Annotated in this window: 35 protein-coding genes; 2 read left to right on the top strand and 33 right to left on the bottom strand. The window is 41.4% G+C overall.

Annotated features, from left to right (window positions below; translation table 11 throughout):
• Positions 1-7: 7 nt before the first annotated feature.
• The 16 genes from SK578_RS04165 to SK578_RS04090 all read right to left on the bottom strand — a co-directional run bounded on the left by SK578_RS04165 (position 8) and on the right by SK578_RS04090 (position 10,217).
• On the bottom strand, positions 8-319 hold the full coding sequence (locus SK578_RS04165; RefSeq protein ID WP_042750797.1) for a hypothetical protein: 312 nt from the start codon (positions 317-319) through the stop codon (positions 8-10).
• The gene (locus tag SK578_RS04160) at positions 319-711 is read right to left on the bottom strand and encodes a hypothetical protein (protein WP_049491651.1); all 393 of its coding nucleotides are present in this window, start codon (positions 709-711) and stop codon (positions 319-321) included. The genes SK578_RS04165 and SK578_RS04160 overlap by 1 nt, the downstream gene beginning before the upstream one ends.
• On the bottom strand, positions 708-1,952 hold the full coding sequence (locus SK578_RS04155) for an Mbeg1-like protein (RefSeq protein ID WP_042750794.1): 1,245 nt from the start codon (positions 1,950-1,952) through the stop codon (positions 708-710). The genes SK578_RS04160 and SK578_RS04155 overlap by 4 nt, the downstream gene beginning before the upstream one ends.
• Positions 1,949-2,323 carry a DUF1310 family protein gene (locus tag SK578_RS04150; protein WP_042750791.1) on the bottom strand — a complete coding sequence of 125 codons (375 nt, stop codon included), beginning with the start codon at positions 2,321-2,323 and terminating at the stop codon, positions 1,949-1,951. Before SK578_RS04150 ends, SK578_RS04155 begins: the two co-directional genes overlap by 4 nt.
• A 67-nt stretch (positions 2,324-2,390) precedes the next feature.
• Positions 2,391-2,618, bottom strand: coding sequence for a hypothetical protein (locus SK578_RS04145; RefSeq protein WP_042750789.1), 228 nt, complete (start codon positions 2,616-2,618; stop codon positions 2,391-2,393).
• Between the two features lie 2 nt (positions 2,619-2,620).
• The gene (locus SK578_RS04140) at positions 2,621-3,028 is read right to left on the bottom strand and encodes a DUF1310 family protein (protein ID WP_042750788.1); all 408 of its coding nucleotides are present in this window, start codon (positions 3,026-3,028) and stop codon (positions 2,621-2,623) included.
• Between the two features lie 138 nt (positions 3,029-3,166).
• Entirely contained in the window at positions 3,167-4,078 is a 912-nt protein-coding gene (gene whiA, locus SK578_RS04135; RefSeq protein ID WP_042750786.1) for a DNA-binding protein WhiA, read from the bottom strand.
• Complete coding sequence (locus SK578_RS04130) at positions 4,075-5,052, bottom strand: YvcK family protein (protein WP_001231075.1); 978 nt, start codon at positions 5,050-5,052, stop codon at positions 4,075-4,077. The genes whiA and SK578_RS04130 overlap by 4 nt, the downstream gene beginning before the upstream one ends.
• A complete protein-coding gene (gene rapZ / locus SK578_RS04125; RefSeq protein WP_042750784.1) occupies positions 5,049-5,939 on the bottom strand; it encodes an RNase adapter RapZ in 891 nt (296 codons plus the stop codon). Before rapZ ends, SK578_RS04130 begins: the two co-directional genes overlap by 4 nt.
• Positions 5,940-5,990: 51 nt before the next feature.
• On the bottom strand, positions 5,991-6,371 hold the full coding sequence (locus SK578_RS04120) for a RidA family protein (RefSeq protein WP_001140420.1): 381 nt from the start codon (positions 6,369-6,371) through the stop codon (positions 5,991-5,993).
• 10 nt (positions 6,372-6,381) lie between these two features.
• Complete coding sequence (gene yihA / locus SK578_RS04115) at positions 6,382-6,969, bottom strand: ribosome biogenesis GTP-binding protein YihA/YsxC (RefSeq protein WP_042750782.1); 588 nt, start codon at positions 6,967-6,969, stop codon at positions 6,382-6,384.
• Positions 6,970-6,977: 8 nt separating this feature from the next.
• Positions 6,978-8,210 carry an ATP-dependent Clp protease ATP-binding subunit ClpX gene (clpX, locus tag SK578_RS04110; RefSeq protein ID WP_012972566.1) on the bottom strand — a complete coding sequence of 411 codons (1,233 nt, stop codon included), beginning with the start codon at positions 8,208-8,210 and terminating at the stop codon, positions 6,978-6,980.
• A 36-nt stretch (positions 8,211-8,246) separates the two neighbouring features.
• Positions 8,247-8,417 (bottom strand): hypothetical protein, encoded by a 171-nt coding sequence (locus SK578_RS11025; RefSeq protein WP_000442260.1) that lies wholly within the window; start codon positions 8,415-8,417, stop codon positions 8,247-8,249.
• Complete coding sequence (locus SK578_RS04100) at positions 8,417-8,923, bottom strand: dihydrofolate reductase (protein ID WP_042750778.1); 507 nt, start codon at positions 8,921-8,923, stop codon at positions 8,417-8,419. The genes SK578_RS11025 and SK578_RS04100 overlap by 1 nt, the downstream gene beginning before the upstream one ends.
• A 119-nt stretch (positions 8,924-9,042) precedes the next feature.
• On the bottom strand, positions 9,043-9,717 hold the full coding sequence (gene cmk, locus SK578_RS04095; protein WP_042750775.1) for a (d)CMP kinase: 675 nt from the start codon (positions 9,715-9,717) through the stop codon (positions 9,043-9,045).
• Between the two features lie 8 nt (positions 9,718-9,725).
• Entirely contained in the window at positions 9,726-10,217 is a 492-nt protein-coding gene (locus SK578_RS04090; protein WP_042750773.1) for an SAG1386/EF1546 family surface-associated protein, read from the bottom strand.
• A gap of 44 nt (positions 10,218-10,261) precedes the next feature.
• On the opposite strand from SK578_RS04090, the gene SK578_RS10525 reads away from it, so the two are divergent.
• Positions 10,262-10,459, top strand: coding sequence for a ferredoxin (locus SK578_RS10525; protein WP_161683526.1), 198 nt, complete (start codon positions 10,262-10,264; stop codon positions 10,457-10,459).
• Between the two features lie 57 nt (positions 10,460-10,516).
• Here the strand turns inward: SK578_RS10525 and SK578_RS04085 are convergent, their stop codons facing one another.
• From SK578_RS04085 to SK578_RS04060, 6 genes are all read right to left on the bottom strand, one after another.
• Positions 10,517-11,500 carry a glycosyltransferase family 2 protein gene (locus tag SK578_RS04085; protein WP_284697404.1) on the bottom strand — a complete coding sequence of 328 codons (984 nt, stop codon included), beginning with the start codon at positions 11,498-11,500 and terminating at the stop codon, positions 10,517-10,519.
• Positions 11,484-12,503 carry a UDP-glucose 4-epimerase GalE gene (galE, locus tag SK578_RS04080; RefSeq protein WP_042750771.1) on the bottom strand — a complete coding sequence of 340 codons (1,020 nt, stop codon included), beginning with the start codon at positions 12,501-12,503 and terminating at the stop codon, positions 11,484-11,486. Before galE ends, SK578_RS04085 begins: the two co-directional genes overlap by 17 nt.
• A 102-nt stretch (positions 12,504-12,605) precedes the next feature.
• The gene (locus SK578_RS04075; RefSeq protein ID WP_042750769.1) at positions 12,606-13,709 is read right to left on the bottom strand and encodes an NAD(P)/FAD-dependent oxidoreductase; all 1,104 of its coding nucleotides are present in this window, start codon (positions 13,707-13,709) and stop codon (positions 12,606-12,608) included.
• A gap of 16 nt (positions 13,710-13,725) precedes the next feature.
• A complete protein-coding gene (locus SK578_RS04070) occupies positions 13,726-14,523 on the bottom strand; it encodes a Nif3-like dinuclear metal center hexameric protein (protein ID WP_042750766.1) in 798 nt (265 codons plus the stop codon).
• Positions 14,510-15,187, bottom strand: a complete 678-nt coding sequence (locus tag SK578_RS04065) for a tRNA (adenine(22)-N(1))-methyltransferase (RefSeq protein ID WP_042750764.1) — start codon at positions 15,185-15,187, stop codon at positions 14,510-14,512. Before SK578_RS04065 ends, SK578_RS04070 begins: the two co-directional genes overlap by 14 nt.
• A 100-nt stretch (positions 15,188-15,287) precedes the next feature.
• Positions 15,288-17,624, bottom strand: a complete 2,337-nt coding sequence (locus SK578_RS04060) for a cation-translocating P-type ATPase (protein WP_042751489.1) — start codon at positions 17,622-17,624, stop codon at positions 15,288-15,290.
• A gap of 132 nt (positions 17,625-17,756) precedes the next feature.
• Between SK578_RS04060 and SK578_RS04055 the strand changes: the two genes are divergently transcribed.
• The gene (locus SK578_RS04055; protein ID WP_042750763.1) at positions 17,757-18,506 is read left to right on the top strand and encodes a lysophospholipid acyltransferase family protein; all 750 of its coding nucleotides are present in this window, start codon (positions 17,757-17,759) and stop codon (positions 18,504-18,506) included.
• A gap of 42 nt (positions 18,507-18,548) precedes the next feature.
• Here the strand turns inward: SK578_RS04055 and SK578_RS04050 are convergent, their stop codons facing one another.
• The 11 genes from SK578_RS04050 to SK578_RS04000 all read right to left on the bottom strand — a co-directional run bounded on the left by SK578_RS04050 (position 18,549) and on the right by SK578_RS04000 (position 26,871).
• Positions 18,549-19,241, bottom strand: coding sequence for an alpha/beta hydrolase-fold protein (locus tag SK578_RS04050; RefSeq protein ID WP_042750761.1), 693 nt, complete (start codon positions 19,239-19,241; stop codon positions 18,549-18,551).
• Positions 19,222-20,232, bottom strand: a complete 1,011-nt coding sequence (locus tag SK578_RS04045) for an ABC transporter substrate-binding protein (protein WP_042750759.1) — start codon at positions 20,230-20,232, stop codon at positions 19,222-19,224. Before SK578_RS04045 ends, SK578_RS04050 begins: the two co-directional genes overlap by 20 nt.
• A 19-nt stretch (positions 20,233-20,251) precedes the next feature.
• Positions 20,252-21,007: an ABC transporter ATP-binding protein gene (locus SK578_RS04040; RefSeq protein ID WP_042750757.1), complete on the bottom strand. Its 756-nt coding sequence runs from the start codon at positions 21,005-21,007 to the stop codon at positions 20,252-20,254.
• 1 nt (position 21,008) lies between these two features.
• Positions 21,009-22,055 (bottom strand): FecCD family ABC transporter permease, encoded by a 1,047-nt coding sequence (locus SK578_RS04035; protein WP_042750754.1) that lies wholly within the window; start codon positions 22,053-22,055, stop codon positions 21,009-21,011.
• Between the two features lie 225 nt (positions 22,056-22,280).
• Positions 22,281-22,889 carry a TipC family immunity protein gene (locus tag SK578_RS04030; RefSeq protein WP_042750751.1) on the bottom strand — a complete coding sequence of 203 codons (609 nt, stop codon included), beginning with the start codon at positions 22,887-22,889 and terminating at the stop codon, positions 22,281-22,283.
• Between the two features lie 4 nt (positions 22,890-22,893).
• The gene (locus tag SK578_RS04025; RefSeq protein WP_042750749.1) at positions 22,894-23,499 is read right to left on the bottom strand and encodes a TipC family immunity protein; all 606 of its coding nucleotides are present in this window, start codon (positions 23,497-23,499) and stop codon (positions 22,894-22,896) included.
• A 12-nt stretch (positions 23,500-23,511) separates the two neighbouring features.
• Positions 23,512-23,979, bottom strand: a complete 468-nt coding sequence (locus SK578_RS04020; protein ID WP_042750747.1) for a hypothetical protein — start codon at positions 23,977-23,979, stop codon at positions 23,512-23,514.
• Complete coding sequence (locus SK578_RS04015) at positions 23,976-24,584, bottom strand: TipC family immunity protein (RefSeq protein ID WP_042750745.1); 609 nt, start codon at positions 24,582-24,584, stop codon at positions 23,976-23,978. Before SK578_RS04015 ends, SK578_RS04020 begins: the two co-directional genes overlap by 4 nt.
• Positions 24,585-24,594: 10 nt before the next feature.
• Positions 24,595-26,247 (bottom strand): T7SS effector LXG polymorphic toxin, encoded by a 1,653-nt coding sequence (locus tag SK578_RS04010; protein ID WP_042750743.1) that lies wholly within the window; start codon positions 26,245-26,247, stop codon positions 24,595-24,597.
• The gene (locus SK578_RS04005; protein WP_042750742.1) at positions 26,237-26,596 is read right to left on the bottom strand and encodes a DUF3958 family protein; all 360 of its coding nucleotides are present in this window, start codon (positions 26,594-26,596) and stop codon (positions 26,237-26,239) included. The genes SK578_RS04010 and SK578_RS04005 overlap by 11 nt, the downstream gene beginning before the upstream one ends.
• Positions 26,593-26,871 (bottom strand): TIGR04197 family type VII secretion effector, encoded by a 279-nt coding sequence (locus SK578_RS04000; RefSeq protein ID WP_042750740.1) that lies wholly within the window; start codon positions 26,869-26,871, stop codon positions 26,593-26,595. The genes SK578_RS04005 and SK578_RS04000 overlap by 4 nt, the downstream gene beginning before the upstream one ends.
• Between the last annotated feature and the right edge of the window lie 122 nt (positions 26,872-26,993).

Below are 26,993 nucleotides of genomic sequence, written 5' to 3'. Positions count from 1 at the left end.
TGGAGTTTTACTTTGTACCATTTAAAGCATTTGGATATTCTTTACTTTTCGTTTCTATAGTTTCAACTATTTTTGTAGAAAATTCTCCCTTCATCGAACTATCAATATTTTTCGAAACTTCTTTCAAACTTTCTTGAGCACTTAATAGAGAAATTTTCATATATTTTTCTGTATCTTTTTCTATAATGGAAATACGAGCTTTTTTTGCTGGAGCCAAGATGTTTTTTATAAATGATCGTTCCAACTCTTTTTCAATATTTCTTAGTGCCTCCTCTCCTCCCGCGAAAAAATCATTAATATAATCAAATACATTCGCCATTACTTTTTACCTCGTTCTTCTAAGCGCCGTTGCTGTTCCTGGGCTCTTGCAAGCCCATCTTCTAAAAGACGGTATTGTCGTTTGTATTCTTGCTCTAGCTTCATCTCTTCTTGTTCGAGTTGCCCTTGTCTATTTCGATATGCCATCTCGATTTGCTGACTAAAGTTGGATGCGAGTTGATTGGACTGATAACGCCATTCGGTTGTATCTCCACCTAACTGGTCTAAGGAATGGGAAATGATTCGATGCTTCTCATCAATCATATGCCGCAATTGTTGAAATTTATAGTTGGCTTCCTCATACTGATTTTCGATTTTTTTACAAGAACGTCGATAGTTATCCTCACATTCTTCTAAACGCTGGCGCTTTTTCCAGATGTCATCCTGAATCATAACAAACTCTCCCACTGGCTAAATTTACTAGCTAATTCCCTATCTTCATCTAATTTCTTCTGAATTCCGTTTTGGATTTGCTTTTCCAAGTCTGTAAAATCTTTTTCTAACTGTTTTGCCTTATCTACAACAGGATGAAACCGATTCTGAATGATACCAATAGTTGTTTCATAGTTCAAGCCTCCTTCGGAATAGGCGACCTCTGTTTCATATGAACTAAGGATAAAGCCCCAAGGGACATTACTGCAAGATGCAAATACTTCACTTGCGTCTTGAATTCCTCTATTATAGATATTTTTTATAATATCCATCTCCTCTGTGACGATACGGCAAATACCCGAAGCTGCAATCTTAGCTTGCTCAGAGTCCAGAAAGAGTTGTTCCCCTGCTGTATATCCATCGGAAGCCAATATATTTTTAAGTGTTTTATACCCTTCCATTTTAATCAGAAAGTCGTTATATGCGACTGTACTGGTGTTGGAGAAAATTTTTATTTTCCCATCCTTATCCAAGCGATAACCATAGGTCATATGTTGATTGATAGGGTCTTCTGGTTCACTATCTACATAGTAAACCATACCTACAGACCCGATACTGCCCTTCGCAATATCTCTACCAACCATGCTAATATTATCTTTAGCGTCAGCATAGTTATAGATACGCCCTTTAATCTGATCAACAATTTTTCTCTGTTCGGGGCTAAGGATTCGATAGATATCAGGCCCGTTAAAGATATAAGCCTGTTGGATTCGTTCTATTTGGGCCGCTTCAAGGGCAGCCATGGCATACTGAGCATCCATAGATCCAAGCGAATGCCCATAGATATTAATCTTGGCATTGGGATATTTTTCCATGATGTCTTTTAAAGCTCTGGCAGAAGCCTTTAATTGCTCAGTAGATTGATCTTGATCGCTGGGAACATTTTGTTTCAGGATATGCGTTCCAATCACGAAATCATTTTCTGCCCAGTCATTCCAGACATCTGCTGTTTCTTTAAAAATATGATCTGGGCCCGTAGAACCACGAAAGAGGACCGTTACTTCCTGTACATCCTCAGCATTTTCATCAGGATTTTTTACAACTGCATAAACCTGCTCGCCCGCTCCTGTAGTATTGTTGTAGACTTGGGTGACAGTGCCAACGCTTCTATCATATTGGTCCTTAACCTCACGATTAATTGAGTTATCGTTATATTCAGTCATTGCAATCTGAAGATTTGAATCATCGACATATTTTCTCATTTTTTAGATTCCTTTAACATAGATGATAATTTAGGTGATACAGTATATCCATAAGATTCATAATTTCCTGAATTATCTTTTATTAAGCCAAAGTGAAAATCTAATTCCTTATCATTATTAAAATATATCCTTACCATTAGTCCTCCCATTGGATTATACTCTAAAGTTTCTGTATCAATATCATATGATTTAATGATTCCATCTTCTGTTAATGCTTTAGGATCATTCGCCCTTATATGATTTTCATAAACCTTCTTCGCCTCATCGCTTGTTGCGATGGCAAACATTTCTTGTTTCTTTTGGTATTGGTGCATGCTACAACCTCCTATTGTGATTCCAATTACTGCTAAAATACTGAATAAAATAATCATGCTTTTTTTAGGTTTTTCATGGTGCCTCCTTTATGCTATCCTATCAATATATTAGGGACTAACTTACTCATAGTATAGCATAATTTTCCTCTACATCCTCAGCTTTTTCATCAGGATTCTTTAAAACGGCATAAACTTGCTCACCCGCTCCTGTAGTATTGTTGTAGACTTTGGTGACATACCCTACATTATGATTGTACTGAGTATTGACCTCATATTTATCTTTTTTCATGTTAGGTTGGTACTCTGTCATAGCTATCTGGAGATGAGGATCATTAATATATTTTTCAACCATTACTATTTTTCCTCTTTTTTATAATATTTATCACGAGTCTGCCAAAATTTAGGCGTACTTCCATAAAATGCTGAAGTATAATCTCCATCAGATCCTTCAATTAAATTATAATCCACAAGCATTTCTTCATCATCATTGATTATTAAAGAAACCATCAGGCCACCCATTGGATTATAACTTAATGAATCTTGTTTCACTTGATAGGAATGTACGAATCCTTTCTCAGTAAAAGCATAAGGGTCTTCTTTCTTTAAATATTCTTCATAAACCTTTATCGCCTCATCACTTGTCGCGATGGCAATCATTTCTTGTTTCTTTTGGTATTGGTGCATGCTACAACCTCCTATTGTGATTCCAATTACTGCTAAAATACTAAATAAAATAATCATGCTTTTTTTAGGTTTTTTCATGGTGCCTCCTTTAACCTGACCGTGTAACTCATCTATAGTATACAATAGATTATAAAGTGGACTTTCATTAAAATATTTCTCACATATTTATTTTATAACTTCAAAAAAATAACCACGAGTCACATAGGATTCGTGGTTTTATAGTTCATCAGCTATCTTGTTGATTTTTCTGAGTCTGTGGTTAACACCACTCTTGGTAAGGGGAGTACTGAGGCTATCTGCCAACTGCTGGATAGAGTAGTCTGGGTGCTGAATCCGCAATTGCGCCACCTCCTGCAAATCTACTGGCAAATTTTCTAAGCCCATAATATCTTTGATTTTGCTGATATTGTTGATAGTCTTCATGCTGGCAGAAACTGTCCGAGCGATATTAGCTGTCTCAGCATTATTGGCCCGATTGAGGTCGTTACGAGTTTCTCGTAAAATCTTAACCCGCTCAAAATCATCACGCGCCTGCATGGCTCCGATGACAATCAAGAAGTCCATAATATCTTCGGCTCGCTGGAGATAGGTCACAGCCCCCTTCTTTCGCTCAAGAACCTTGGCATCCAGTAAAAACTGCTGGAGAAGAGAGGCAAGCCCTTGTGCGTGGTCCAGATAAACAGAACTGATTTCCAACTGATACTTGCCTGACTCAGGGTCACGAATGCTTCCATTTGCCAAGAAAGCGCCACAAAGATAAGCACGACCTGCTTCCTCATCTGATAAAATCTCCTCGTCAATACCTGTTTCCAGACAAAAAAAGGAGTCTGCCAAGTGCAAATCACTCAATAAGTCCTGCACCTTTTCATCTGTAAAAACGGTATAGACCCGATTCTTACGAAGATTGCTTCTTTGGTGGTGGCGAATTTCCGATTTGATTTCGTAGAAATGGAGAAAGGACTCGTAGAGGTGACGAGCCAGTTTGGCATTTTCTGTCACAACTGACAAGGTCAAGCCCGAAGTCGAGAGACCAATACTACCAGACATTTTGATAATGGCAGATAATTCATGCCGGCTCAGATGGTGCTGACCTAGGATTTCTTCTTTTACTGCTACTGTGAAACTCATTTTCTCACCTGTATAATCCGCATCAACTCATCCACGATCAAATCTCCATCGTGGAAGGCTCCTCCATTTTCCAGACGAAGGAAGTTAGATGAAATCACGCGCGGAACTTGCTTACAAAGACCAGCAAAATCATGTTCCACCTGGACCAAGTATTCATCAAAACGGTTGGAATTCATGTATTCCTGAGGCACTTTTTCGATATTCACCAAAACAGTATCGATAAAAGGGCGACCAAGGTGACGATGCAAGACCTCCACGTGGTCACTATCTGTAAAGTGTTCCGTCTCCCCACGTTGGGTCATGATATTGCAGACATAGGCGATTTCTGCCTTAGTTTCCAAAAGCGCCTGCCCGATTTCCTTAATCACGATATTGGGCAAAATAGAGGTAAATAGAGAACCAGGTCCGAGGACAATCATGTCACTTTCAAGAATGGTCTGCACTACTCGACGGCTAGCCAGAGGCGTATCATCGTTGAGGGTATTGGTCACATAGACATGGTCAATCATGCCTGGATGGTCTGCAATATGGCTCTCTCCAGCCACTTCTGTCCCATCCTGAAAGACCGCATGAAGGGTCAAAGGATGGTCACTGGAAGGATAAATCTTCCCAGTTGTATGGAAAAATTTGCTCAGTAACTGCATGGCATTATAGGTCGAACCCTGCATTTCTGACAAGCCAGCAATGATGAGATTACCCAATGGATGACCAGCAAAGGCTCCTGCATCTTCAGAAAAGCGATACTGAAAGACCTTCTCATAAAACTTAGGCATATCCGACATAGCCACAAGGACATTGCGAAGATCACCTGGCGGTGTCAATTGTTGCATATTTTTTCTGAGTTCACCTGAAGAACCACCATCATCCGCCACCGTTACGATAGCTGCGATTTCCACATCTTTTTCCCGCAGACTTTTAAGAATGACGGGGATCCCAGTCCCTCCACCAATCACCGTTATCTTTGGTTTTCTCATGAACGGTTTACCGTTTCCTTTCTTCGGTCTTTGTCGCGATGCCCTTCATTAACAGGCCAATTCTTGGATAAGTCCTGCGCTAAGCGTTTAGCAAAGGCCACACTACGGTGTTGACCACCTGTACAACCCATGGCAATGGTCAAAACGGACTTTCCTTCCTTTTGGTAACTTGGCAAAATCGGCTCAATCAATGCCAACAAATGTTGATAAAAATCTTCTGACTCAGGGTGATTCATGACATAATCATAAACAGGTTCATCCACACCCGTTTGGTTTCTCAGTTCTGGTAGGTAGTAGGGATTTGGTAAAAAACGGACATCAAAGACCAAGTCCGCATCAATCGGGATTCCATATTTAAAGCCAAAAGACATGACTTCGATACGGAAAGACTGGGCTTGTTCTTGATCTGAAAACTGTTCTGCAAGGGTTTTACGTAGCTCACGTGGAGTGAGTTCAGTCGTATCCACCACATTTTGACTCATATTTTTCAAAGGCGCCAAGAGTTCACGTTCCAGCTTAATTCCATCCAAAATCCGTCCATCTGCAGCTAGAGGGTGACTTCGTCTAGTTTCCTTGTAACGCGCGACCAATTCCTTATCAGCTGCATCCAAAAAGAGAATTTTAAAGTCCAGTTCTTCCTTGTTTTCCAACTCATCCAAAACAGTTTGAATCTCTGAAAAGAAAGAACGGCTACGCATATCCACTACCAAGGCCAACTTATGGTCGTCTTCCTTTGTTTCCACCAACTGCAAAAACTTAGGCAAGAGAGCTGGCGGCATATTATCAATAGTGAAATATCCCAAATCCTCGAAAGACTGAATGGCTACAGTTTTCCCTGCACCACTCATCCCTGTCACAATCACCAAGTGAAGTTGTTTCTTTGTCATCTTTTTCTCCTTATATCAAAAGAAGTTTGGCAACACCAAACTTCAACTAGCTTATCCAATCTCTGCGATGACTTCGATTTCGACTTTTACATCACGAGGAAGACGAGCTACCTCCACAGCTGAACGAGCTGGAAATTCCTCTTTAAAGGCCGTTTGGTAAACCTCATTAAAAGGAACAAAGTCGTTCATATCGCTCAAGAAACAAGTTGTTTTGACAACATGGTCAAAGTCAGTTCCTGCTTCTGCCAAAATAGCACCGATGTTTTTCAAGACTTGTTCTGTCTGTTCTTGGATCGTTTCTCCAACGATTTCCCCAGTTTCAGGAGAGAGAGGAACTTGACCACTAGCAAACAAAAGGTTGCCAACGATTTTTCCTTGAACATATGGTCCGATAGCCTTTGGGGCCTTATCTGTATGAATTGTTTTTGCCATTTTCTTTTCCTCACAATTTTTCTAAGATTGAATCCCAAGCCTCATCCATCCCTGCCTTGCTGACAGATGAAAAGAGGATGAAATCATCACTTGGGTCAAAGTTTAATTTCTTTTTAATTGCTGATTCGTGCTTGTTCCATTTACCACGAGGAATCTTGTCCGCCTTGGTCGCAACGATAATAACCGGAATCTCATAATACTTGAGAAATTCGTACATCTGCACATCATCTGCTGACGGGTCATGACGAAGGTCAACTAGACTGACCACTGCACGAAGATTTTCCCGAGTCGTTAAGTACTCCTCAATCATGCGCCCCCACTTTTCACGTTCCTTTTTAGAAACACGGGCATAACCATAACCAGGCACATCCACAAAGCGCATCTTATCATCGATATTAAAGAAGTTGAGAAGCTGGGTTTTACCAGGTTTACCTGATGTTCGGGCGAGATTCTTACGGTTCAGCATTGTATTGATAAAGCTAGATTTACCAACATTTGAACGCCCTGCAAGAGCGATTTCTGGCAGTTCATCCTGTGGGTAGTGGGATTTATTGGCCGCACTGAGCAAGATTTCTGCATTGTGTGTATTAAGTTCCATAGTCACCTCTAGGCTGTTTCTAGGATTGGTTTATCCGTTCCATCGACAGCTTCTTTAGTGATGCGGACCAATTTCACATTTTCCTGACTCGGTACTTCAAACATGACATCTAGCATGGTTTCTTCGATAATCGAGCGAAGACCACGCGCACCAGTTTTGCGTTCGATAGCCTTATTGGCGATTTCTTGAAGGGCTTCGTCGTCAAATTCCAACTCGACATCATCATAAGAAAGCAAGGTTTGGTATTGTTTGACCAAAGCATTTCTTGGCTCTTTCAAGATGCGAACCAAATCATCTACTGTCAACTGCTCAAGAGCAGCAAAGACAGGCAAGCGTCCAATCAACTCAGGGATAATACCGAATTTTTGAATATCTTCTGCGATGATTTCTTGCATGTAAGAGCTATTTTCATCAATCGCCTTGTTATTTTGACCAAATCCGATGACTTTTTCACCCAGACGTTGTTTGACGATTTCTTCGATACCATCAAAGGCACCACCCACGATGAAGAGGATATTTTTTGTATCCACTTGAATCATCTCTTGTTGTGGATGTTTACGTCCACCTTGAGGCGGTACGCTGGCAACAGTTCCCTCGATAATCTTGAGAAGGGCTTGTTGCACCCCTTCACCAGAAACATCACGTGTGATAGACACGTTCTCGCTCTTCTTGGCAATCTTGTCAATTTCATCCACGTAGATAATGCCACGCTCTGCACGTTCAATGTTAAAGTCAGCAGCCTGCAAGAGTTTGAGGAGGATATTTTCCACGTCCTCACCTACATAACCAGCCTCAGTAAGAGCTGTTGCATCCGCAATCGCAAAAGGCACATTCAAGCTCTTAGCCAAGGTCTGGGCCAGGAAAGTTTTCCCTGAACCAGTTGGGCCAATCATCAAGATGTTTGACTTCTGCAAATCCACATCTTCGGACTCTTCACGCGTATCGTGGAAATTGATACGTTTGTAGTGGTTGTAAACCGCCACTGCCAAGGCACGCTTGGCACGATCCTGACCAATTACATAGTGGTTCAAGATATGGAGGAGTTCAATTGGTTTTGGTACCTCAGACAAGTCTGCCAAGACTTCCTCAGCCAACTCCTCCCGAATGATTTCCTGGGCTAACTCCACACATTCATTACAGATAAAGGCGTTGTTACCTGCGATTATTTTTTGTACTTCTTCTTGGCTTTTGCCACAAAATGAGCAATAAACCATCATATCATTATTCCTATTTGTAGGCATGATTTCCTTCCGTTCTATTCTATACTGTCATTCTATCTAAAATAAGGTCATGTAAAAAGCATGGATACTATTGACCAAATTGGTAAAGGCATTTAACCAGAGCAGGACAGAAAGTCCATAGCGCTTTTTACGAAAAGCCTGTGCTCCTGCAAGCAAGCAGACCAAGCACAGCATGGCTGTGAAAAAACCAAATATACTACGTTCCATTAGACTTCCTTTCTCTTGCGGTATTGGATGGTAAAATCATAAGGATTTTTCTCATCTTTGGTATAGGATTTGCTTGAAATCGTCTCAAAAAGAGACAAGTCAAACTCTTCAGGAAAATAGGTATCTCCTTCCACCCGAGCATGAATTTGAGTCACAATCACCTCATCAAGGTAGGGTTCAAAAGCCTGAAAAATCTGCTTTCCTCCAAGAATATAGAGATTCTTTTCTTGAGCCTGATACCAGCCCAAGACAGACTGGACATCATAAAAAGTAGTAACCCCGTCTATCTTTTCTTCTGGATTACGAGTCAAAATCAGGGTCTCCCGTTTTGGAAGCAAGCGACGCTCCATCCCATCAAAGGTCACACGCCCCATCAAGATAGCATGATTCAGAGTTGTTTCTTTGAAGTGTTGCAATTCTGCTGGTAAATGCCAAGGCAGACGATTGTCCTTCCCAATTACACCATCTTCATCCTGGGCCCAAATAGCTACGATTTTCTTAGTCATGCTTCCATCCTTTTTACTGATAGTACTATTTTATCAAAAAACTCAAAAAAAGACTGGTTTGGAATGCGTTCAGTTTGATAGAAAAGAAGCAGGCTAGCTTTAGCCTGCTTCTCCGGTCCCTAGGACATGCGTTTTTTTGCTTCTGATTCAATTTTTTTAACTACTTCTTGAATGTTCAAGCCAGTTGTATCAAGGTAGACAGCGTCCTCTGCTTGTTTGAGAGGTGAAGTCTCACGATGACTATCCTTGTAGTCACGCGCAGCAATTTCCTCTTTTAGGGTTTCAAGGTCTGTTTCAATTCCCTTGGCAATATTTTCCTTGTAACGACGCTCTGCTCTTTCATCAACAGAAGCTACTAGAAAAATTTTCAGTTCTGCTTGTGGCAATACAACAGTTCCAATATCGCGACCGTCCATGACAATCCCACCTTGCTGGGCAATCTCTTGTTGGAGAGAAACTAGTTTCTCACGAACTTCAGGAATTGCCGCAATAGCAGAAACATGATTGGTCACTTCATTTTCACGAATAGGATGAGTAATGTCCACATCTCCTACAAAGACAAGTTGTTCTCCAGTTTCTGAGCGCCCAAAGCTGATTGGATGCTGGTCCAATAAGGCTAAAAGTTCCTCAATCTCTTCCACTCCTAACTGGTGTTTCAGAGCCATATAGGTCGCTGCACGATACATAGCACCTGTATCTAGATAGGTGTAACCAAAATCCTTAGCAATAATCTTTGCGACCGTACTCTTACCACTTGAAGCTGGACCGTCAATAGCAATTTGAATTGTTTTCATATCAACTCCTATTTGATTTTGATAACATCACCTGGATTAGCAAACCAAGATCCTGTAGCCATATGCCCAGGATTCAAGGCCTCTAGCTGAGCAATCGAGATTCCTGCACGAGCGGCAATAGCTGCTTCTCCTTCTCCAGCCATAACTTTTGTAGTTCCTTCTGGATCAGTTGGATGTTCTGAGCTACTAGATGACTCTTCTACCTTCTCCTCTGAACTAGAAGATGCCTGCTCTGAACTACTACTAGAAGTAGAAGAAACTTGCTCTACTTTTGTATCTGAATCGTGAAAATCTTTCAAGGCTGCTGTGCGATTACTCCCACCCGATGAAAGATAGATCAGAACAATAATCATCACGACTATAATCACAAAGAAAATACTTGCTAAAATAGTCAAGATACGATTAGCCAGCACTCCTCCACCTTGTTCTCTCTTACGACGTTCTGATCTTGTTTCTTCTTGATTCTCATAAATATCTTCTTGCCACGGTTCTTTTGCCATACCTTACTCCTTGTTTTTTTTACTTTTCTTATTACAATATAAATATGAAAATCACACTTATACCTGAACGCTGCATCGCCTGTGGGCTTTGCCAAACTTATTCTGATTTATTTGATTACCACGATAATGGAATCGTGCGTTTTTACGATGACCCTGACCAACTAGAAAAAGAAATCTCTCCTAGTCAGGACGTCGTAGAAGCTGTTAGAAACTGTCCGACACGTGCCTTGATTAAAGATTAACTCTAATACCGATAAGAACGTTTCACTCCTTCTAGTTTAGCATATTTCCATGCAAAATTATAGTCTTTTCTCTTTATTTTTTTCTGTAAAATCAGGAAGGTCACTTTTTTCTTTGATAAGATAAAGTGGTCTTTTTTTAGTCTCTAGATAAATCTTACTGATATACTTGCCGAGAATCCCAATGGTCAAGAGTTGAATCCCACCAAGGAAGAGAATAACAGCCATCAGAGAGGTCCAACCTGATGTCGGATTGCCCAAAATGAGAGTCCGCACCACAACGAAAAAAGTCATAAGCAGAGAAATAAAACAAGATAGGAGACCTGCCACAAAGGCGATAATCAAGGGAAAATCTGAAAAGTTAACAATCCCTTCAATAGAGTAGAAAAAGAGTTGCCTAAAACTCCAACTGGTCTTGCCAGCCTGTCTTTCGACATTTGGATAGTCCAGATAATAGGTTTTAAAACCGACCCAGGCAAAAAGTCCTTTAGAAAAACGATTGGACTCGGTCAGGCTTAAAATGGCATCCACTACAGATCTTCTCATCATGCGAAAATCACGGACACCTGACGGCAGGGCTACTGGACTAATTTTTTTCATGAAGCCGTAAAATAGATTAGCACAAAAACTGCGAAAGAAGGGTTCCCCCTCCCGACTAGTTCTCCTGGTCCCAACACAGTCCAAGTCTGTATTCTGGTCTAGTAAGGCTTTCATCTCAAGCAATATACTAGGAGGATCTTGGAGGTCTGCATCCATCACCACCACTAGATCTCCTGTCGCATATTGCAAGCCTGCATACAGAGCTGCTTCTTTGCCAAAATTTCGCGAGAAAGAAATATAATGCACTGCTGGATTTTGCTCCCGATAGGTCTTTAAGAGTTCCAAGGTCCCATCACTTGATCCATCATCGACAAAGACATACTCGATTTCTGTTCCCAAATCCGGAAGTAAAGCTTCCAAAGCCTGATAAAAAAGAGGAAGTACTTCCTCTTCGTTTAAACAGGGGACAATGATTGACATCACCATCTTAGTCTTCAAATCCATTTGGATGCTTGCTTTGCCAACGCCATGCGTCTTCACACATTTGGGTGATGTCTAGTTCTGCTTCCCAACCGAGTTCTGCTTTGGCTTTTGCAGGATCTGAATAGCAAGCTGCAATATCACCTGGGCGACGGTCTACAATGCGGTAAGGAATTGGACGTCCCACTGCTTTTTCCATGTTTTGGATAATTTCAAGAACTGAGTAGCCTTTACCTGTTCCAAGGTTATAAACGTTTAGACCTGAACCTTTTTGGATTTTTTTCAGAGCTGCAACGTGACCTTTGGCCAAATCGACAACGTGGATATAGTCACGAACACCAGTTCCGTCTTCCGTATCGTAATCGTCTCCAAACACTTGCACTTGCTCTAATTTCCCAACGGCTACTTGAGTCACATATGGCAAGAGGTTGTTTGGAATACCGTTTGGATTTTCTCCCAAATCACCACTCTCATGGGCTCCGATTGGGTTGAAATAACGAAGCAAGACCACATTCCACTCTGAGTCTGCCTTGTAGATATCCGTCAAAATTTCCTCAAGCATAAGCTTAGTACGACCGTATGGATTGGTTACTGAAAGTGGGAAATCTTCCAAGATTGGCACGGTGTGCGGATCCCCGTAAACTGTCGCAGAAGAACTGAAAATGATATTTTTACAGTCGGCTTCTTCCATGACCTTCAAAAGACTAACAGTTCCAGCGATATTGTTGTCATAGTAGGCAAGAGGAATACGGGTAGATTCACCGACAGCCTTCAAGCCAGCAAAGTGAATGACCCCTGTTGGTTCTTCTTGTTTGAAAATGTCACGAAGAGTATCGGTATCACGGATATCTGCCTCATAGAAAGGCACTTCAACTCCTGTGATTCTTTCAACAACTTCTAAACTTTTGCGATTGCTGTTGACAAGGTTATCCACCACAACAACCTGATGACCTGCTTGGATTAACTCAATAACAGTGTGGGTCCCGATAAAACCTGCCCCACCCGTTACTAAAATCTTTTCTTGCATCTTCTTTCCTCGATTCTCGGATTATTTTTTCTTATTTTACCATTTTTGATAGGGAATGTCATTTGCCATCCTAGAGGGGAGGCTAAAATTTCAGTAAAATTCTTATTCTCTTTTTACTCGTTTGACATAGTTTTCAATTGGATAGTTTAGAGGATCCAAAGTCATCTCCTTGTCTTGGATCAGTTGAGCTAGATGGTAACCAATGATAGGACCCGTTGTGAGGCCTGATGAACCTAGTCCACTAGCAGCATAGACACCTTCCAATTCTGGCACTTGCCCAAAGAAAGGAGAGAAATCACTGGTATAGGCACGGATTCCCACACGCTCAGCTCTTGAAGTCGCTCTAGCTAAAACTGGATAATGGGGCAAGGCTGCCTCCTCCATTTGTTTGAGCAAGATTTTATCTACCGTCAAATCAAATCCCATATCATTTTCATGGGTAGCACCTAAGGACAATTTCCCACCTGCAAAAGGAATCAAATCCCACTCCCCTTCAGGCATAACAACAGGGTAAGCTTCCATGTCTTGGGCAAGTTGATAATCTCGGAGTTGCCCCTTTTGGGGACGAACATCTACTTCATAACCTAAAGGCTCTAACAGGTGTCCCAACCAAGCTCCCGCCGCCAAAATAACCTGATCAAACACCTCTTCGTCAATCTGGTAACCTGATGCTAAAGGTGTCAGAGTTACTTTTTCTTTGACCAGCTTGACCTGACTGGCTTCTAGTAAACGAGTCACTAAGAGTTGACCATCTACTCTCGCTCCACCAGAAGCATAGAGCAAGCGATCAAATCCCTGCAAGCCAGGGAATAATTCGTTAGCTGATGCTTGGTCCAGAATGGCTAATTGCCCTATCAAAGGAGATTCTTCTCTACGCTGGAGGGCTAGTTGATAGAGTTCTTCCAACTTAGTTTCATCCTTTTTCAGGAGAAAGACTCCCGAACGCTGGTAAAAGTCGATTTCTTGTCCTGACTTCTCTAAATCAGCTAATAAATCCACATAAAAGTCAGCCCCCAAGCGCGCCATTTTGTACCAGGCTTTATTGCGGCGTTTGGAAAACCAAGGGCTGATAATTCCTGCTGCGGCCTTAGTAGCTTGACCTTGTCCATGGTCAAAAACGGTCACCTCTAGGTCACTTTCTTTCGAGAGGTAGTAGGCAGCTGTTGCACCTACAATCCCTGCTCCGATAATGGCAACTTTTTTCATTGTTTTCACTTTCTAACTAGATATGGTGGAAAGGATTGGTCGATGCTTGACTAGGTACAATATCGATAGTCCAGCCTTTTTCAGCCTCCCATTGAGTAAGGAGTGCAGAAATTTTTTCCACAAAAAGCACTTCAATATAGTGACCTGGGTCCAATGCTAGCAAGCCATCAGACAACATATCCTGGGCAGTGTGGTAGTAAATATCACCAGTGATATAGACATCTGCCCCCTTTGCCAATGCATCCTTATAGAATGACTGCCCACTTCCACCACAGATGGCCACTCTTGAAATAGACTTCTGCAAATCACTCTCTTGATAATGCACCAATCGAAGACTATCTAAACCAAAGACTTGCTTGACATGTTGGGCCAATTCCCCAAATGTCTGAGACTGAATATTTCCAATACGTCCAATCCCACGTTCAGGGCCAGTTTCCTGCAGATAAGTCGTTTCCTCGATACCTAGCATCTGACAGAACCAATCATTGAGGCCATTTTCAACGATGTCAATATTGGTATGGCTGACATAAATTGCGATGTCATGCTTAATGAGATCAATGTAAATCTGATTTTGTGGACGGCTGGCTACCAAGTCCTTGATGGGACGGAAAATCGGCGCGTGCTTGACGATAATCAAGTCCACACCCTTTTCAATGGCTTCAGCCACCGTTTCTTCACGAATATCCAGAGCAACCATGACACTTTGGATATCCTTGTCCAAAGTGCCAATTTGCAGGCCACGACTGTCTCCCTCCATAGAAAATTCCTGAGGGCAAAAGGCTTCATATGCGTTAATTACCTCACTTGCTAGCATGGAGAACCTCCTTGATGGCTTGAATTTTATCTACTAGAACTTGACGTTCCTCCAGATTTTTTTCTGGAATTTGTTCGAGGGCAAACTCTAGCTTAACAGCTTCTTTTTGCCATTTTTGGACAAAGACTGGACTGAACTCTTTGGACAAGAAAGGTCCAAAGCGAATATCACTGGCTGATAGCTTCATTTGTCCTACTTCCACCACCAAAATCTCGTAAAACTTGCCAGCTTCTTCTAAGATGCTTTCAGCTACAATCTGAAAATCATGGTCTTGTAACCAAATACGCAAGTCGTCTTCACGATTATTGGGCTGGAGAATCAGACGCTCTACATTGACTAACTTGTCCAAGCCTTCTTCTAAAATCCTAGCAATCAAACGGCCGCCCATGCCAGCAATAGTGATGACCGACACTTGGTCTGCCTCTTCAAAAGCTGCCAGACCATTGGCTAAACGGACTTGGATTTTCTCCTTTAGACCATGAGCCTCAACATTTTTGACCGCAGATTGATAGGGGCCTTCCACCACCTCACCTGCAATGGCACTTTTAATTTGGCCTCTTTCGACCAAGTCGATAGGCAGATAAGCATGGTCACTCCCCACATCTAGTAAAATGGCTCCCTGCGGCACAAAAGACGCCACCAACTCTAATCTCTTTGAAATCATCTTCTCTCACTTTCCAAACTCTATTACCTCTTATTATACCACATTTCAACTGGCAATCTTGTACCTAAAAAGACCGCAATCCACAGATTGCAGCCTTTCTTTATTTTCTGGATTGATAGCGACTAGTCAGGATGAAAATCACGGTAAAGACCAACATCATGACACCATAAACAGGTAATGTTTGTCCTGTTAAGGTTGAAATTTCAAGCAGTTTTTGAATTCTTGGGAAGAGAGCTGTGGCTAGGAAGCCTCCTACTGACCAAACAATCAAGAGGACACGCCATAGGGTAAATGGCATGCAGGCTCTAAATACGGATAAGAAACCAATTGATCCCAAGAGATAATAGAGTAGAGTTGAGATTTCTAACTCAGACCAACCTTGGCTACTTCCAAATATTTTCACAAAAAGAACGCTGAAGACGACCATGAGAGCACTTGGTAGAGCACGAAGCATAGATCTTCTGAGGAAGTTTGGCTCAACAGGTTTGATATTTCGCTCAAAAGTCAGAACGAATGGTGGGAAACCTTCCACGAACTGGTCAATCATGGTAATCTGGATTGGAATGAAAGGGAAAATCAAGATCCATTCAGACCGACCTAGTAAAGCACTGGCGATACAGATAATTGCGAGCAAGAAAGAATAGATGGTCTTTATCAAGAAAATCGGTGCAATGTGGGCAATGTTATTGACCACGCGACGACCTTCAAATAGAATCTCAGGAACATCATTAAAGTCAGAGTTCAAGAGAACCAAATTGGCAATCTGACGCGTCGCCGGATCCCCTTCCGCCATTACGATGGAACAATCCGCCTCACGAAGAGCCAGGATATCATTAACTCCATCCCCTGTCATAGCTGTTGTATGTCCCGCTTTTTTCAGTGTTTGGATGATGAGTTTCTTTTGATGAGGGGAAACACGTCCGAAAATAGCAGTCTCCTCCGCCAGAGCAATCAATTCCTCATCCGTCATTTTCGAGCAATCGACATAGCTGTGGTAGTCCGCAAAACCAGCCTTCTGGGCAATGCTGGATACCGTAACTGGATTGTCACCAGAGATAATCTTGAGCCCCACTTCCTGAGAACGGAGATAGTCCAGCGTCTCTGCTGCTCCCTCCCGAATCGGGTCCAAGATCTCCAGCAAGGCTAGAGCCTGAATATCAGATGGTTTCTGTGGCTTGTGATGGTCTAATTTCTCCTGACTGAGAGCTAAGACCAAGACACGTGAACCTCTCTCCAATGCCTCTCTGGCTTCTGGGACCTCAGAATCCAGCAACATCTCAGGCGCCCCTAAGAAAACTGTTCCCAAACCTTCTAACTCCATGGCTCCCCACTTGCGGTCGCTTGAGAAAGGCATATTAGAGATCATAGGATAGACTACCTGACCTTGGAAACGATGGCGAATAGCTTGAGCTGTTGGATTTTTATCCTCACTGTGAGCTATGTAGCTGGCTAAAATGCTGGCAATGGTCTCTTCACCATAAGTTTCCGTCAGTGGAAGAACAGCCTCCACCTGCATCTTCCCTTGGGTGATGGTACCCGTCTTGTCCAAACAGAGCATGTCCACGCGTGCCAAGGTCTCAACAGAGTACATCTCCTGAACCAAGACCTTTTTCAAGCCCAACTTAATCACCGCAGTCAAAAGCGAAGTAATGGTCAAAAGGGCAATTCCCTTGGGCAACATCCCCAAAAGGGCTGTCGACGAATTTACAACGGATGACTTGAGAGGCAAGCCTTTCAACATCAAGGCTTCTAGCAAGAGAGCCAGACCAAAAGGAATGATAATCTTCCCAGTAAAACCAGCTAACCTGTCCAACGATTTCATGATACGGGAGTTGATGGGTTTAACGGTCTTGGCTTCTAGCATGAGCTTGGCAGCATAGTTGTCAGCACCGACATGGTGGACTTGAGCCAAAACTGACCCACTAGCTAGGAAACTTCCTGACAAAAGCAAGGTATCCACTTCCTTCTGCACCAAATCACTTTCCCCCGTCAACATGGCTTCATTGACTTCCGCAAAGCCTTCCAAAACCAAGGCATCACTGGGAATCTGCTCTCCTGCAGACAAACGAATGACATCTCCTAACACCAATTCTTCAGGATTCAGAGCCACTTCTTGGCCATCACGAATGGTTTTGACCTTTTCCTTGGTCATGAGATTGAGCTTATCCACCATGTGTTTAGCCCGCAGCTCGGTCACAATTCCTGAAAAAGCGTTAAAGCAGATAACGGCAAAGAAGACCAGATTGCTCCAAGCCTGCACAAAGGCTAGTGCCAAAGCAATAGCAAAGTTCAAAGCGTTAAAAAGGGTAAAGACATTTCGTTTAACGATTTGCCAAGTGCTGGTACTGGCCGAAGCAGTAAAATCATTGACCAAGCCCTTAGCCTGTCTTTCCTTGACTTCTCTTTGGGTTAATCCCATAATCTTATTTTTATCCATAAATTCTATCATATCATTTTTTCTAAAAGAATTCTAATCTCATCCCAAATATGGACCTAGTCAAGGGAAAAGTTTGCCAGCCCTCCTTTGATAAGGTATAATAATAACAAGAAAAGAATCGAAGGAGATCGCATGTTTTATACTTATTTACGTGGATTGGTTGTCTTACTCCTATGGTCCATCAATGGCAATGCCCACTATCATAATACTGATAAAATTCCTAATCAAGATGAAAATTATATTTTAGTTGCGCCTCACCGTACCTGGTGGGATCCAGTTTACATGGCCTTTGCGACCAAGCCAAAACAATTTATCTTTATGGCCAAAAAAGAGCTCTTTACCAACCGTATCTTTGGCTGGTGGATTCGTATGTGTGGTGCCTTTCCTATCGACCGTGAAAATCCTAGTGCTTCTGCCATCAAATATCCTATCAATGTTCTTAAAAAAAGTGATCGCTCTCTCATCATGTTTCCAAGTGGGAGCCGTCACTCAAACGATGTCAAGGGTGGCGTTGCCCTGATTGCCAAAATGGCCAAGGTCCGTATCATGCCGGTTACCTACACAGGTCCTATGACCTTGAAAGGCTTGGTTAGCCGCGAGCGTGTCGATATGAACTTTGGAAATCCAATCGATATCTCCGATATCAAGAAAATGAATGACGAAGGCATTGAAACAGTCGCCAATCGTATCCAAACAGAATTTCAACGTTTGGACCAAGAAACGAAACAATGGCGCAATGATAAAAAACCAAATCCACTCTGGTGGTTTATCCGCATTCCTGCCCTCATCCTTGCCATTATCCTCGCTATCCTAACTATCATCTTTAGCTTTATCGCAAGCTTTATCTGGAATCCAGATAAGAAAAGAGAAAAACTTGGTTAAAAAATACAACAATCCCTTGGCAAAAGCCAAGGGATAATTCTTTTACTTGATTTTCCATTTTTGGGTCAACCAGCTAGAAAAGGCTAAAAATCGTTCAGCCACTTGTTCATGGTGTCCATAAGGATCAAAGACAAACTGACCGTTCGGATAGCGTTTCTGAAGACTGGTATGAATCTGCTCAGCATAGACTGGTGCTTGAGCCAAACGATTAGTATGATTGACTCCTTCTGTTTGACCATTCTGTAAATACAGCAAACAGTCTAGATTTTTCACTGTCTCTGCCTTGCAATAAGTCACAAAATCAGGATACCAAAAGGAACCGCAGATGGAGAAGACACAGGAAACCTTGTCAAAGCTGAAAAGACTGTAAACTGCCGCCAAGCCACCTAGTGAATAACCTCCGTAGGCAAGGCGTGCTTCATCCAGGCGATAAAGCGAATGCAACCTGTCTAAAAGACCACCAAATAAATGACCATGATAGGCATTTGCCTGACCACCAAAATCTGGAGCCCCATCTCTCAGAGCAGATGCCTTCCAGGGAGTGTAGTCGTCTAGGCGATTTTTAGAGGTCAAGCCCACTAAAATCATAGATTCAGAAAGGGACGATAGGAAGTCCAAGTTTCCATCATTCAATAAAATAGCCGGATAGGTTTGATTGGGGTCGTAGTTAGAAGGAAGGCTGATTTTGACTTGAATTCCTTCCCAATCAAACTCATTATTTATTGATAAAGTCATTGATTTTCTCAAGAGAATCAATCACTGCTGGACCATAGTCCATCAACTCATCGTAAGAGATGGTCATGATTTTTTGATTCTTAATAGCAGGAACGCTTTCCAAAACAGCATTTGCCTTCATCAACTCTACTGCTTTTTCATCCAATTTTTTATTGCGGTCGCTGGTTACATAGATAATCAATTCAGGATCCATTGACACGAGGTTTTCCAAGGTCAAGCCTGATGTCCCCGTAGCAACGTTTGTATAACCAAGTTGGTTCAGCAAACTTTCTTGCAAAGCAGACTTGTAGGCACCGAAGGTTTCATCATTATAAGCAACCATAATCAAAGCCTTTTTCTTTTCACCTTGACTTGCTGGGTTTGCTTTCTTAACAGCGTCAATTTTAGTTTGTAATTGGGCTGCGTATTCATTGGCCTTGTCCTGAACATTAAAAATCATTCCAAGATTTTTGACATCTTCTACGATATTCCCCAAATCTTGCTGAATCGTTGAGAGAGAAGCTTTTTGCGTATAGACTGGGATTTTGTTTTCATTCCAAGTGCTAACTGTCCCCAAGGATTTTTCAGAAAACATCATGTTTCGACCCATCACAGCGTCTGGCTCATAAGAAAGGACTGTCTCTTGTGAGACTGTTTTTTTATCCCCAATTTGAGGAATAGCTGCAATAGCGTCCTTGTATTTGTCCGTCACAGCATTATCAGGGTTAAGCATGCCAGCAATTTTATCCTTCAAGCCTAACTCCAATAAGATTTCAGTGGTAGAAAGATTGTTGGTGATAACTTTTTCAGGTGCCTTGTCAAAAACTTGTTCAACTTCATTTCCTTTAGCGTCATAGGTTTTGACCGTTAGTGGATAAGTCGTCTCTGTGCTCGCCTTTTGACTTGTTTCTGTGCTAGATTGTGTGGTAGCTTTTTCTGTAGTAGTATTGCCACAAGCTGCCAAAGTTAAGGTAGCTACTGTTACGAGTAAAATGCTTAGTGTTTTTTTCATCTTGTTTTCCTTTTCATTCTTATAAATAGTGAATCATGGCTTGCTGATCCTCGGTCCAAGTCACCTGACTTTGAACTCCGTATACAGTTTGCAATGACTCAGGGGTGATGGTCTCCTTTGGAGTCCCTTGGTAAAGGATTTCTCCCTCTTTCATCAGATAGAGATAATCCGAATAGCGACAAGCAAGTTGAATATCATGTAGGACAGCTAGAACATTGACCTTGAGATTTTTCACAATGGCCAACAAGTCTAGCTGATACTTGATATCCAGGTGATTGGTTGGTTCATCCAGGAGCAAGAGAGTCGGTTCTTGCGCCAAGGCTCGGGCTAATAAGACTCGTTGTTTCTCCCCCCCTGACAGAGACGAATAGAGACGAGTTTTCTTCTCCAGCATATCCACCTTAACGAGGGCATCTTGAACGAGTGTAAAATCTCTTTCCCTTTCCTTCTGTAAAAAAGAGAGGTGGGGAGTTCTTCCCAGCAAGACGATTTCCTCAACTGTACAATCAAACTGCAGCTGGTTAAACTGGGTCACAACTGCCATTTGCTTGGCTGTTTCTTTGATCGTCCATTGTTCCAGAGGCTTTCCATCTAAGCTTATCAAGCCTTTATCCGCCTTTTCCTGACGATAGAGGAGTTTAAGCAGGCTGGTTTTTCCACTTCCATTTGGTCCTAGTATCGTGTGAAATTGATTCCCTTCAACTTTAAGAGAAACTCCCTTGAGGATTTTTTTCTCTCCCAGTCCAAAATGGATATCCTTACAAATCAAGTCCATGTCAGACCCTCACCTCCCTTCGCCTACCTCCAACAATGTAGATAAAGAAGGGAGCACCTACTAAGGCTGTGAAAATACCAATAGGAAGCTCTGCGTTTGGAATGATGATACGAGAGAGTACGTCTGCCCAGATGACAAAGAGGGCACCTAGCAAGGTTGCAACAGGAAAAAGTCTCTTGTAACTCGTTCCTACTAACCCTCGAGCTAAATGTGGAGTAATCAGACCGACAAATCCAATAATCCCACAGGTTGCCACTAAGACTGCTGTCAGCACAGCCACCATGGTCACATAAAGATACCAATAAAAGCGTAAGGGAATCCCCAAAGTTAAAGCAGCCTCATCTCCCATCATCATCGCGTTGAAAACACGATACTGAGTAAAGAAAAATAGAAAGGCTATTCCTACTACTATAGTTGGCAAGAATAAGTCAGACCAGCTAGTCCCAGCGAGCGAGCCCATGGTCCAAAACTTAATGGTCATCACACTATCCGCATTAGCTCCAACTGAGATAATAAAGTTTGAAAAAGCCAGAAAGAGAGCGTTGACCACCGTTCCTGATAAAATCAGACTGGAAGTCGTCATCCTTCCCTGAATAGAGGCAATGATGAGGACAGCAATTGTTGCCAAAATAGCTCCAAGAAAAGCTCCAAGGCTAATCACCAATTTTAAACCAAGAATGATGCTCAAGGTTGCCCCTAGAGTTGCACCCGCAGATATTCCTAAGACATAAGGCTCTGCGATGGGATTGTTCACTGTAGACTGCATCACACTACCACACATAGAAAGGCCTGCTCCTACTATCAGACCTAACAATACTCGGGGGAATCTCATGTTCCATACAATGGCAAGAGTAGACTTGGAAACCTCTCCTATCTCAAGAGGAAATCCTAACCTGCTCAAAATAATCCGATAGGTATCTCCTAGATCAATCGCAACAGATCCCATTGAAACTGCTAGAAAGAGAGAAATCCCTAAAATACCTAGCAAAATAACTAAGAGTAACACAAATTGCTGGTCTTGTCGGCTTCCAGAAAATTTGGAAAGCATGAAAACCTCCTTTGATAGAATCTTAAAAATTTAGAAAATTCTCATTAAAAGTATACCATATTTTCAACAATGGAACAAGATGAGAAAAATAAATATAGTTGGTCTTACAGTACTAATAATCGTAACCGAAGATTATACTTGAGTATATCGAGGTAAAGTGACACCATAAAAAGCCCTCTGAAAATAGAGAGCCACCTGTTTATATAATTAGTGAGAATCTTTATGTCACCAATTCTCCCACTGAGTTTCAATCTTGACCTCACCATAGTTGCTTGGCGAGTATTTACTGTCATAAATGGTACACCAGTCTTTCAAGACTTTTTGGTTGACGATTTCATCATAGTCTTTGTCTAAATCTTCTTTGGAAATATTATTTTTTCTTAAATATTCTCTTACTTTTTCTTCATCATCAATAAATTGACCTGGTTTCCTTGGCTCTTCAAAAATCGCAAGTTTCTTTTTGAGCACTTTCTTTTGCATATTATAGTGTGCAGAATACCATAGGGTAATATTTGAATTAGTCTTTCTTTCAAAACGAATCGACATCCCTTTAATACCTGAACCAAAATTAAAGTTAATGGTTATATCACTATAGCCTTTGGGAAGAGTTTCATACTTTCCAAAAGGAGTATAGGATATATTTGGATCATCACTTGGCCAACCTGGACTGATTTTAAACCCATCTATATGCCTTAAAATATTATTTGTACGATATGTCTTCTCTGTCTCCTGGTAGATTTCATCAAAAATATTTTTAGGTTGTTTAGGAAAAAAGTAAAAACAAACTGATACAAGTAATACAATTATTGTTAAAACACCTAGTATTTTCTTCATGCTATCACCAATTCTCCCACTGGGTTTCAATCTTGACATCGCCATAATTGCTTGGCGAGTACTTGCTGTCATAAATCGTGCACCAATCTTTCAAGACTTTCTGATTGACGATTTCGCCGTAGTAAGAATCCAAATCCTTAGCAGTGATACCATACTGCTCTAGATAGGATTTCACTTGGGCCTCATCTTCAATATAACTATCCTCTTTTCCTGATAATACAATCTGAATTGACTTTGTGATTGTTTTAGTGTTTGGATTATATTTGCTGATCATCCATATCTTCGTTCCATCAGCTATTTTTCTCTCAACTGAAACAAACATTTTACTATACGCTTTCTCAAAATTAAATCCAACTCTCAGTTCAAGATAGCCTTCTGGAAGAGTCTTATACTTCCCTAAAGGGCTATATTTAAAATACTCTCCATCACTTGGCCAACCTGGACTAATTTCAAAGCCATCTATTTTTCTTAAAATATTATTTGTCCGATAAGTTTTCTCAGTTTCTTGGTAGATTTCATCAAAAATGTTTTTAGGTTGTCTACTAAAAAAGTAAAAACAGGATGATATGATAATTATGACTATAGCCAATATACTGAGTGTTTTCTTCATTAACTTTTCCTCCTAATCTGCCACTGATTCCAAACGATTTAAAAATGTCGATACTTCGGGGTATTTTTCCTCAATATACTCTTTAATAGATGCCTCGCCTTTCTTCAGTATATTCGGAGGCACTACTCCTGCATAAATCAGACCTTTGACGTGTTTCCAATCCTTATTGTTCAAGAATTCTCTTTCTCTCAGAGTCGAATCCTTTTGAAGGTCAGAGTAATAAGAAGTTATGGCTTGGTCATAGGATTGCCCCTTTTGCATCCGGCCTATAAGGTTGACCGAATCTAGGTCAGCCTTGTAGTCATCCTCGCCAATACTTGGCTTCATATCATTAGCGTTAAAGGTCGTGTCTCCCTCCCACCCTGAAAGGTCCTTGACACGCTCTCTACCACCATAGAGATCGGATAACTGAGCTTGATTAGGATTTAGATGAGTCGCCATGGTAATGGACTGATGGGTAAAGTCTGCATGGCCTATCACCAATTCTCCCACTGGGTTTCAATCTTGACCTCACCATAGTTACTTGGCGAATACTTACTGTCATAGATGGTACACCAGTCTTTTAAGACTTTCTGGTTGATGATTTCATCATAATCTTTCTCTAATTCTTCTTTAGAAATATTATTTTGTCTTAAATATTCTCTTACTTTTTCTTCATCATTAATATATTGACCTGGTTTCCTTGGCTCTTCAATGATGGCAAGCTCTTTTTTTAGCACTTTCTTTTGCATATTATAGTGTGCCGAATACCATAGGGTAATATTCGAATTAGTCTTTCTTTCAAAAAGAATCAACACCCCCTTTATACCTTTTCCAAAATTAAGGTTAATGGTTATATCACTATAGCCTTTGGGTAGAGTTTCATACTTTCCAAAAGGAGTATAGGATATATTGGGATCATCACTTGGCCAACCTGATCTGATTTTAAACCCATCTATATTTCTTAAAATATTATTTGACCGATAGGTTTTTTCCGTCTCCTGATAAATCTCATCAAAAATGTTTTTAGGTTGATGGATAAAAAAGTAGAAACAGGATAATACAATTAGTGCGAACAACGCTATTAAAGCTAATATTTTTTTCATCATCATTCTCCTAATCTGCTAATGCTTCCAAACGATTTAAAAATGTCGATACTTCTGGATATTTTCTTTCAATATATGCCTTAAGAGCATCCTCCCCATCTAGCTTAATATCCGTTGGTCGCAAACTATCATAAATAGTATCTCTGACTGTATCCCAATCCTTATTTTTTAGGAATTCTCTTTCTCTCTGAGAGGAGTCTTTTTGTAGGTCAGCATAGTAAGAAGATATGGCTTGGTCATAGGATTGCCCCTTCTGCATGTGGCCGATAAGGTTGACCGAGTCCAAATCAGCCTTGTAGTCAGCTTCTCCAATGCTGGGCTTCATATCATTTGCATTAAAGGTCGTATCTCCCTCCCAGCCTGAAAGGTCCTTGACACGCTCTCTACCGCCATAGATATCGGCTAACTGAACTTGATTAGGATTAAGATGAGTGGCCATAGTAATAGACTGGTGGGTAAAGTCTGCATGGCCTGCTCCATTGTTAGAATAAGCCTTCAGTTTGCTATTCCAAAACGTATCAAAATCAATCCTAGTCCCATAAACTTCTTCAAATGATTTTTTATAAGAATCATAGTAATTTGAGCCTGTTTTTTCGTCAGCAGTCTTAATGTCATAGATACTGTCATATTCACCACCCGCCATTTCATGCTGCAGTCTAAGATTATAATACAGTTCTTTGGCCTTTTCTTCTTTCAACCCCAGTTCTTGATAAATTTCAAGAATTGGTTTCAAAGTTCTCAATTTTTGGCCTGTATTCGGATCACTCACAAATTCTTTATAAAAATATTGCCACAATCCACCTGCCGTTTCGTTCCACTTAAAGTCATCATAGTTGACCGCACCGACAACTCGCAAAAAGATATAGTCACGAAACTCTTGACTAGAGGTTGGAAACTTCTTGTCTATCCCCTGCTTGATGGTCAAGAGCTGTTGGGCTGTCTCGGCATCAAAGCCGTATTCTGCCATCATGGTCTGGACAAAGGCCTTCTCTTGACGACTGAGCTTCATATCCTTTGTGTCAGAATAGGCAGTCAGGTAGTTGGCCCAAGTCAGGTCAGATGGGACTTTAAAGACCCCTGTCTTTGCATCCCAACTCGTTTCAATCTGGGCCAGTCCTCGACTCAGTTGCACATCGATACTGTCTAGTTCATCGAACAGTCCTCCTGAATAGCTATCATAGGCACGCAGGTCTCTCAAAATCGTTTCATAGACGCGTTTATTCGCATGGTGTCCTCGCATGAGTTCCACATTACTGCGTCTCAATCTTCCCTTTTCTTCACTATCCATGGTCAAGCTAGAAAGGAATTGGTTGACTTCATCTAGATAGGCAATCATTTGCTCTTCCTGGCGGATCTTATCAAGCAAATCATCCTCCCGCCAACTCTTGCTGTCGACCATACTTTGGTAGTCTTCTGGTAATTTCTTGATGGCTTGAGAGAAGGTTTCCGCATAGAGCTGTCCTCCTTTGCTCAAGGGCAATAAGACACTTGCAAAAAAACTTCTAGCCGAATTATAAGCATCGCCCTTTAGACTCTCTGTATCCTCTGAAAACTTTTGAATGGCTGATTGCAAGTCTTGATAAGCCTCCACCTGAGATTGGCACATAGTTGCTACACTCGAACTTTGTAGTTGTGATTGTTCTAAGTACATATCAATGCCCATGTCTTTTTTCCTCCTCTCTTTCTAGTTCTTTGCGTCTTTCATAGTAGACCTCATCCAAGTCTCCCTCTAATCGGAACTTTTCTTTTTTCAAATCATCCATGCGGTAGCTGAGGTTCTCAAGAATTTGGTTTTTAAGTTGGTTTCTTTGTAGGAGCGTTTCTTCCAACTGTCCTGCATATCGGCTCTGATAGGCCACCTCCCACAAATCATTTTGATAACGGTGACTAGCTCTATCATACCCTTCAAAGGTTTCTATCAGTTCTTTGGTGCGATATTTCTCTTTTCCATTGTCTTCTAGCTGGTACAAGAGTTCTCGCTCTCTTTTCTTCAACTCATCCAACTTGCTCATGCATGACTCCTAAAACCATTGGCACCCGCTTCATCTAACGCCTCAAAATCACTCGCTATAGAGTGCAGTCGTTCTGAAGTCAGGGTGACGGCTGCCGAAATCTGACTAGCTAGATTTTGAGACTTTGTCAGACATTGATGGGCTTTGTTATTTCCTTGAAGGGTCGTTCGATCATCTTGACTAGCCACAGCAATTGCTGTTAACGATTGACAAGCATTTTTCAGCTGACTCGCATACATTTGAGCAATATTTAGATCACTTTTTACTGTTGACATGACTGTTCTATCCTTTTTCTTAATCCCTTGTGATAGGTTTACTTTATTTAGCTATATAGACCTATTATACCATGTTTTGAATGCAAGCCCTAATTTATTCTATATTTAGATAATAAAATAGT

This window comes from Streptococcus mitis, assembly GCF_000722755.1.
Classification (GTDB): Bacteria; Bacillota; Bacilli; order Lactobacillales; family Streptococcaceae; genus Streptococcus; species Streptococcus mitis_CM.
The sequence above is the reverse complement of the archived record's forward strand: the minus strand, read 5'-3'. Positions and strand labels throughout refer to the sequence as shown.

Excerpts from the sequence above, each read along its gene's own strand:
- SK578_RS04060 (WP_042751489.1), bottom strand. The coding sequence starts at position 17,624 with ATGGATAAAAATAAGATTATGGGATTAACCCAAAGAGAAGTCAAGGAA.
- SK578_RS04150 (WP_042750791.1), bottom strand. The coding sequence starts at position 2,323 with ATGATTATTTTATTCAGTATTTTAGCAGTAATTGGAATCACAATAGGA.
- SK578_RS04090 (WP_042750773.1), bottom strand. The coding sequence starts at position 10,217 with ATGGCAAAAGAACCGTGGCAAGAAGATATTTATGAGAATCAAGAAGAA.
- SK578_RS04070 (WP_042750766.1), bottom strand. The coding sequence starts at position 14,523 with ATGCTAGCAAGTGAGGTAATTAACGCATATGAAGCCTTTTGCCCTCAG.
- SK578_RS04075 (WP_042750769.1), bottom strand. The coding sequence starts at position 13,709 with ATGAAAAAAGTTGCCATTATCGGAGCAGGGATTGTAGGTGCAACAGCT.
- SK578_RS04055 (WP_042750763.1), top strand. The coding sequence starts at position 17,757 with ATGTTTTATACTTATTTACGTGGATTGGTTGTCTTACTCCTATGGTCC.
- SK578_RS04085 (WP_284697404.1), bottom strand. The coding sequence starts at position 11,500 with ATGGATTTGAAGACTAAGATGGTGATGTCAATCATTGTCCCCTGTTTA.
- SK578_RS10525 (WP_161683526.1), top strand. The coding sequence starts at position 10,262 with ATGAAAATCACACTTATACCTGAACGCTGCATCGCCTGTGGGCTTTGC.
- SK578_RS04165 (WP_042750797.1), bottom strand. The coding sequence starts at position 319 with ATGGCGAATGTATTTGATTATATTAATGATTTTTTCGCGGGAGGAGAG.
- SK578_RS04045 (WP_042750759.1), bottom strand. The coding sequence starts at position 20,232 with ATGAAAAAAACACTAAGCATTTTACTCGTAACAGTAGCTACCTTAACT.
- rapZ (WP_042750784.1), bottom strand. The coding sequence starts at position 5,939 with ATGACAAAGAAACAACTTCACTTGGTGATTGTGACAGGGATGAGTGGT.
- SK578_RS04155 (WP_042750794.1), bottom strand. The coding sequence starts at position 1,952 with ATGAGAAAATATGTCGATGATTCAAATCTTCAGATTGCAATGACTGAA.
- SK578_RS04130 (WP_001231075.1), bottom strand. The coding sequence starts at position 5,052 with ATGAGAAAACCAAAGATAACGGTGATTGGTGGAGGGACTGGGATCCCC.
- SK578_RS04040 (WP_042750757.1), bottom strand. The coding sequence starts at position 21,007 with ATGGACTTGATTTGTAAGGATATCCATTTTGGACTGGGAGAGAAAAAA.
- clpX (WP_012972566.1), bottom strand. The coding sequence starts at position 8,210 with ATGCCTACAAATAGGAATAATGATATGATGGTTTATTGCTCATTTTGT.
- whiA (WP_042750786.1), bottom strand. The coding sequence starts at position 4,078 with ATGAGTTTCACAGTAGCAGTAAAAGAAGAAATCCTAGGTCAGCACCAT.
- SK578_RS04145 (WP_042750789.1), bottom strand. The coding sequence starts at position 2,618 with ATGGTTGAAAAATATATTAATGATCCTCATCTCCAGATAGCTATGACA.
- galE (WP_042750771.1), bottom strand. The coding sequence starts at position 12,503 with ATGCAAGAAAAGATTTTAGTAACGGGTGGGGCAGGTTTTATCGGGACC.
- SK578_RS11025 (WP_000442260.1), bottom strand. The coding sequence starts at position 8,417 with ATGGAACGTAGTATATTTGGTTTTTTCACAGCCATGCTGTGCTTGGTC.
- SK578_RS04050 (WP_042750761.1), bottom strand. The coding sequence starts at position 19,241 with ATGACTTTATCAATAAATAATGAGTTTGATTGGGAAGGAATTCAAGTC.
- SK578_RS04000 (WP_042750740.1), bottom strand. The coding sequence starts at position 26,871 with ATGTCAACAGTAAAAAGTGATCTAAATATTGCTCAAATGTATGCGAGT.
- cmk (WP_042750775.1), bottom strand. The coding sequence starts at position 9,717 with ATGAAAACAATTCAAATTGCTATTGACGGTCCAGCTTCAAGTGGTAAG.
- SK578_RS04005 (WP_042750742.1), bottom strand. The coding sequence starts at position 26,596 with ATGAGCAAGTTGGATGAGTTGAAGAAAAGAGAGCGAGAACTCTTGTAC.
- SK578_RS04015 (WP_042750745.1), bottom strand. The coding sequence starts at position 24,584 with ATGAAAAAAATATTAGCTTTAATAGCGTTGTTCGCACTAATTGTATTA.
- SK578_RS04025 (WP_042750749.1), bottom strand. The coding sequence starts at position 23,499 with ATGAAGAAAACACTCAGTATATTGGCTATAGTCATAATTATCATATCA.
- SK578_RS04140 (WP_042750788.1), bottom strand. The coding sequence starts at position 3,028 with ATGAAAAAACCTAAAAAAAGCATGATTATTTTATTTAGTATTTTAGCA.
- yihA (WP_042750782.1), bottom strand. The coding sequence starts at position 6,969 with ATGGAACTTAATACACACAATGCAGAAATCTTGCTCAGTGCGGCCAAT.
- SK578_RS04100 (WP_042750778.1), bottom strand. The coding sequence starts at position 8,923 with ATGACTAAGAAAATCGTAGCTATTTGGGCCCAGGATGAAGATGGTGTA.
- SK578_RS04010 (WP_042750743.1), bottom strand. The coding sequence starts at position 26,247 with ATGGGCATTGATATGTACTTAGAACAATCACAACTACAAAGTTCGAGT.
- SK578_RS04035 (WP_042750754.1), bottom strand. The coding sequence starts at position 22,055 with ATGCTTTCCAAATTTTCTGGAAGCCGACAAGACCAGCAATTTGTGTTA.
- SK578_RS04030 (WP_042750751.1), bottom strand. The coding sequence starts at position 22,889 with ATGAAGAAAATACTAGGTGTTTTAACAATAATTGTATTACTTGTATCA.
- SK578_RS04065 (WP_042750764.1), bottom strand. The coding sequence starts at position 15,187 with ATGATTTCAAAGAGATTAGAGTTGGTGGCGTCTTTTGTGCCGCAGGGA.
- SK578_RS04120 (WP_001140420.1), bottom strand. The coding sequence starts at position 6,371 with ATGGCAAAAACAATTCATACAGATAAGGCCCCAAAGGCTATCGGACCA.
- SK578_RS04160 (WP_049491651.1), bottom strand. The coding sequence starts at position 711 with ATGATTCAGGATGACATCTGGAAAAAGCGCCAGCGTTTAGAAGAATGT.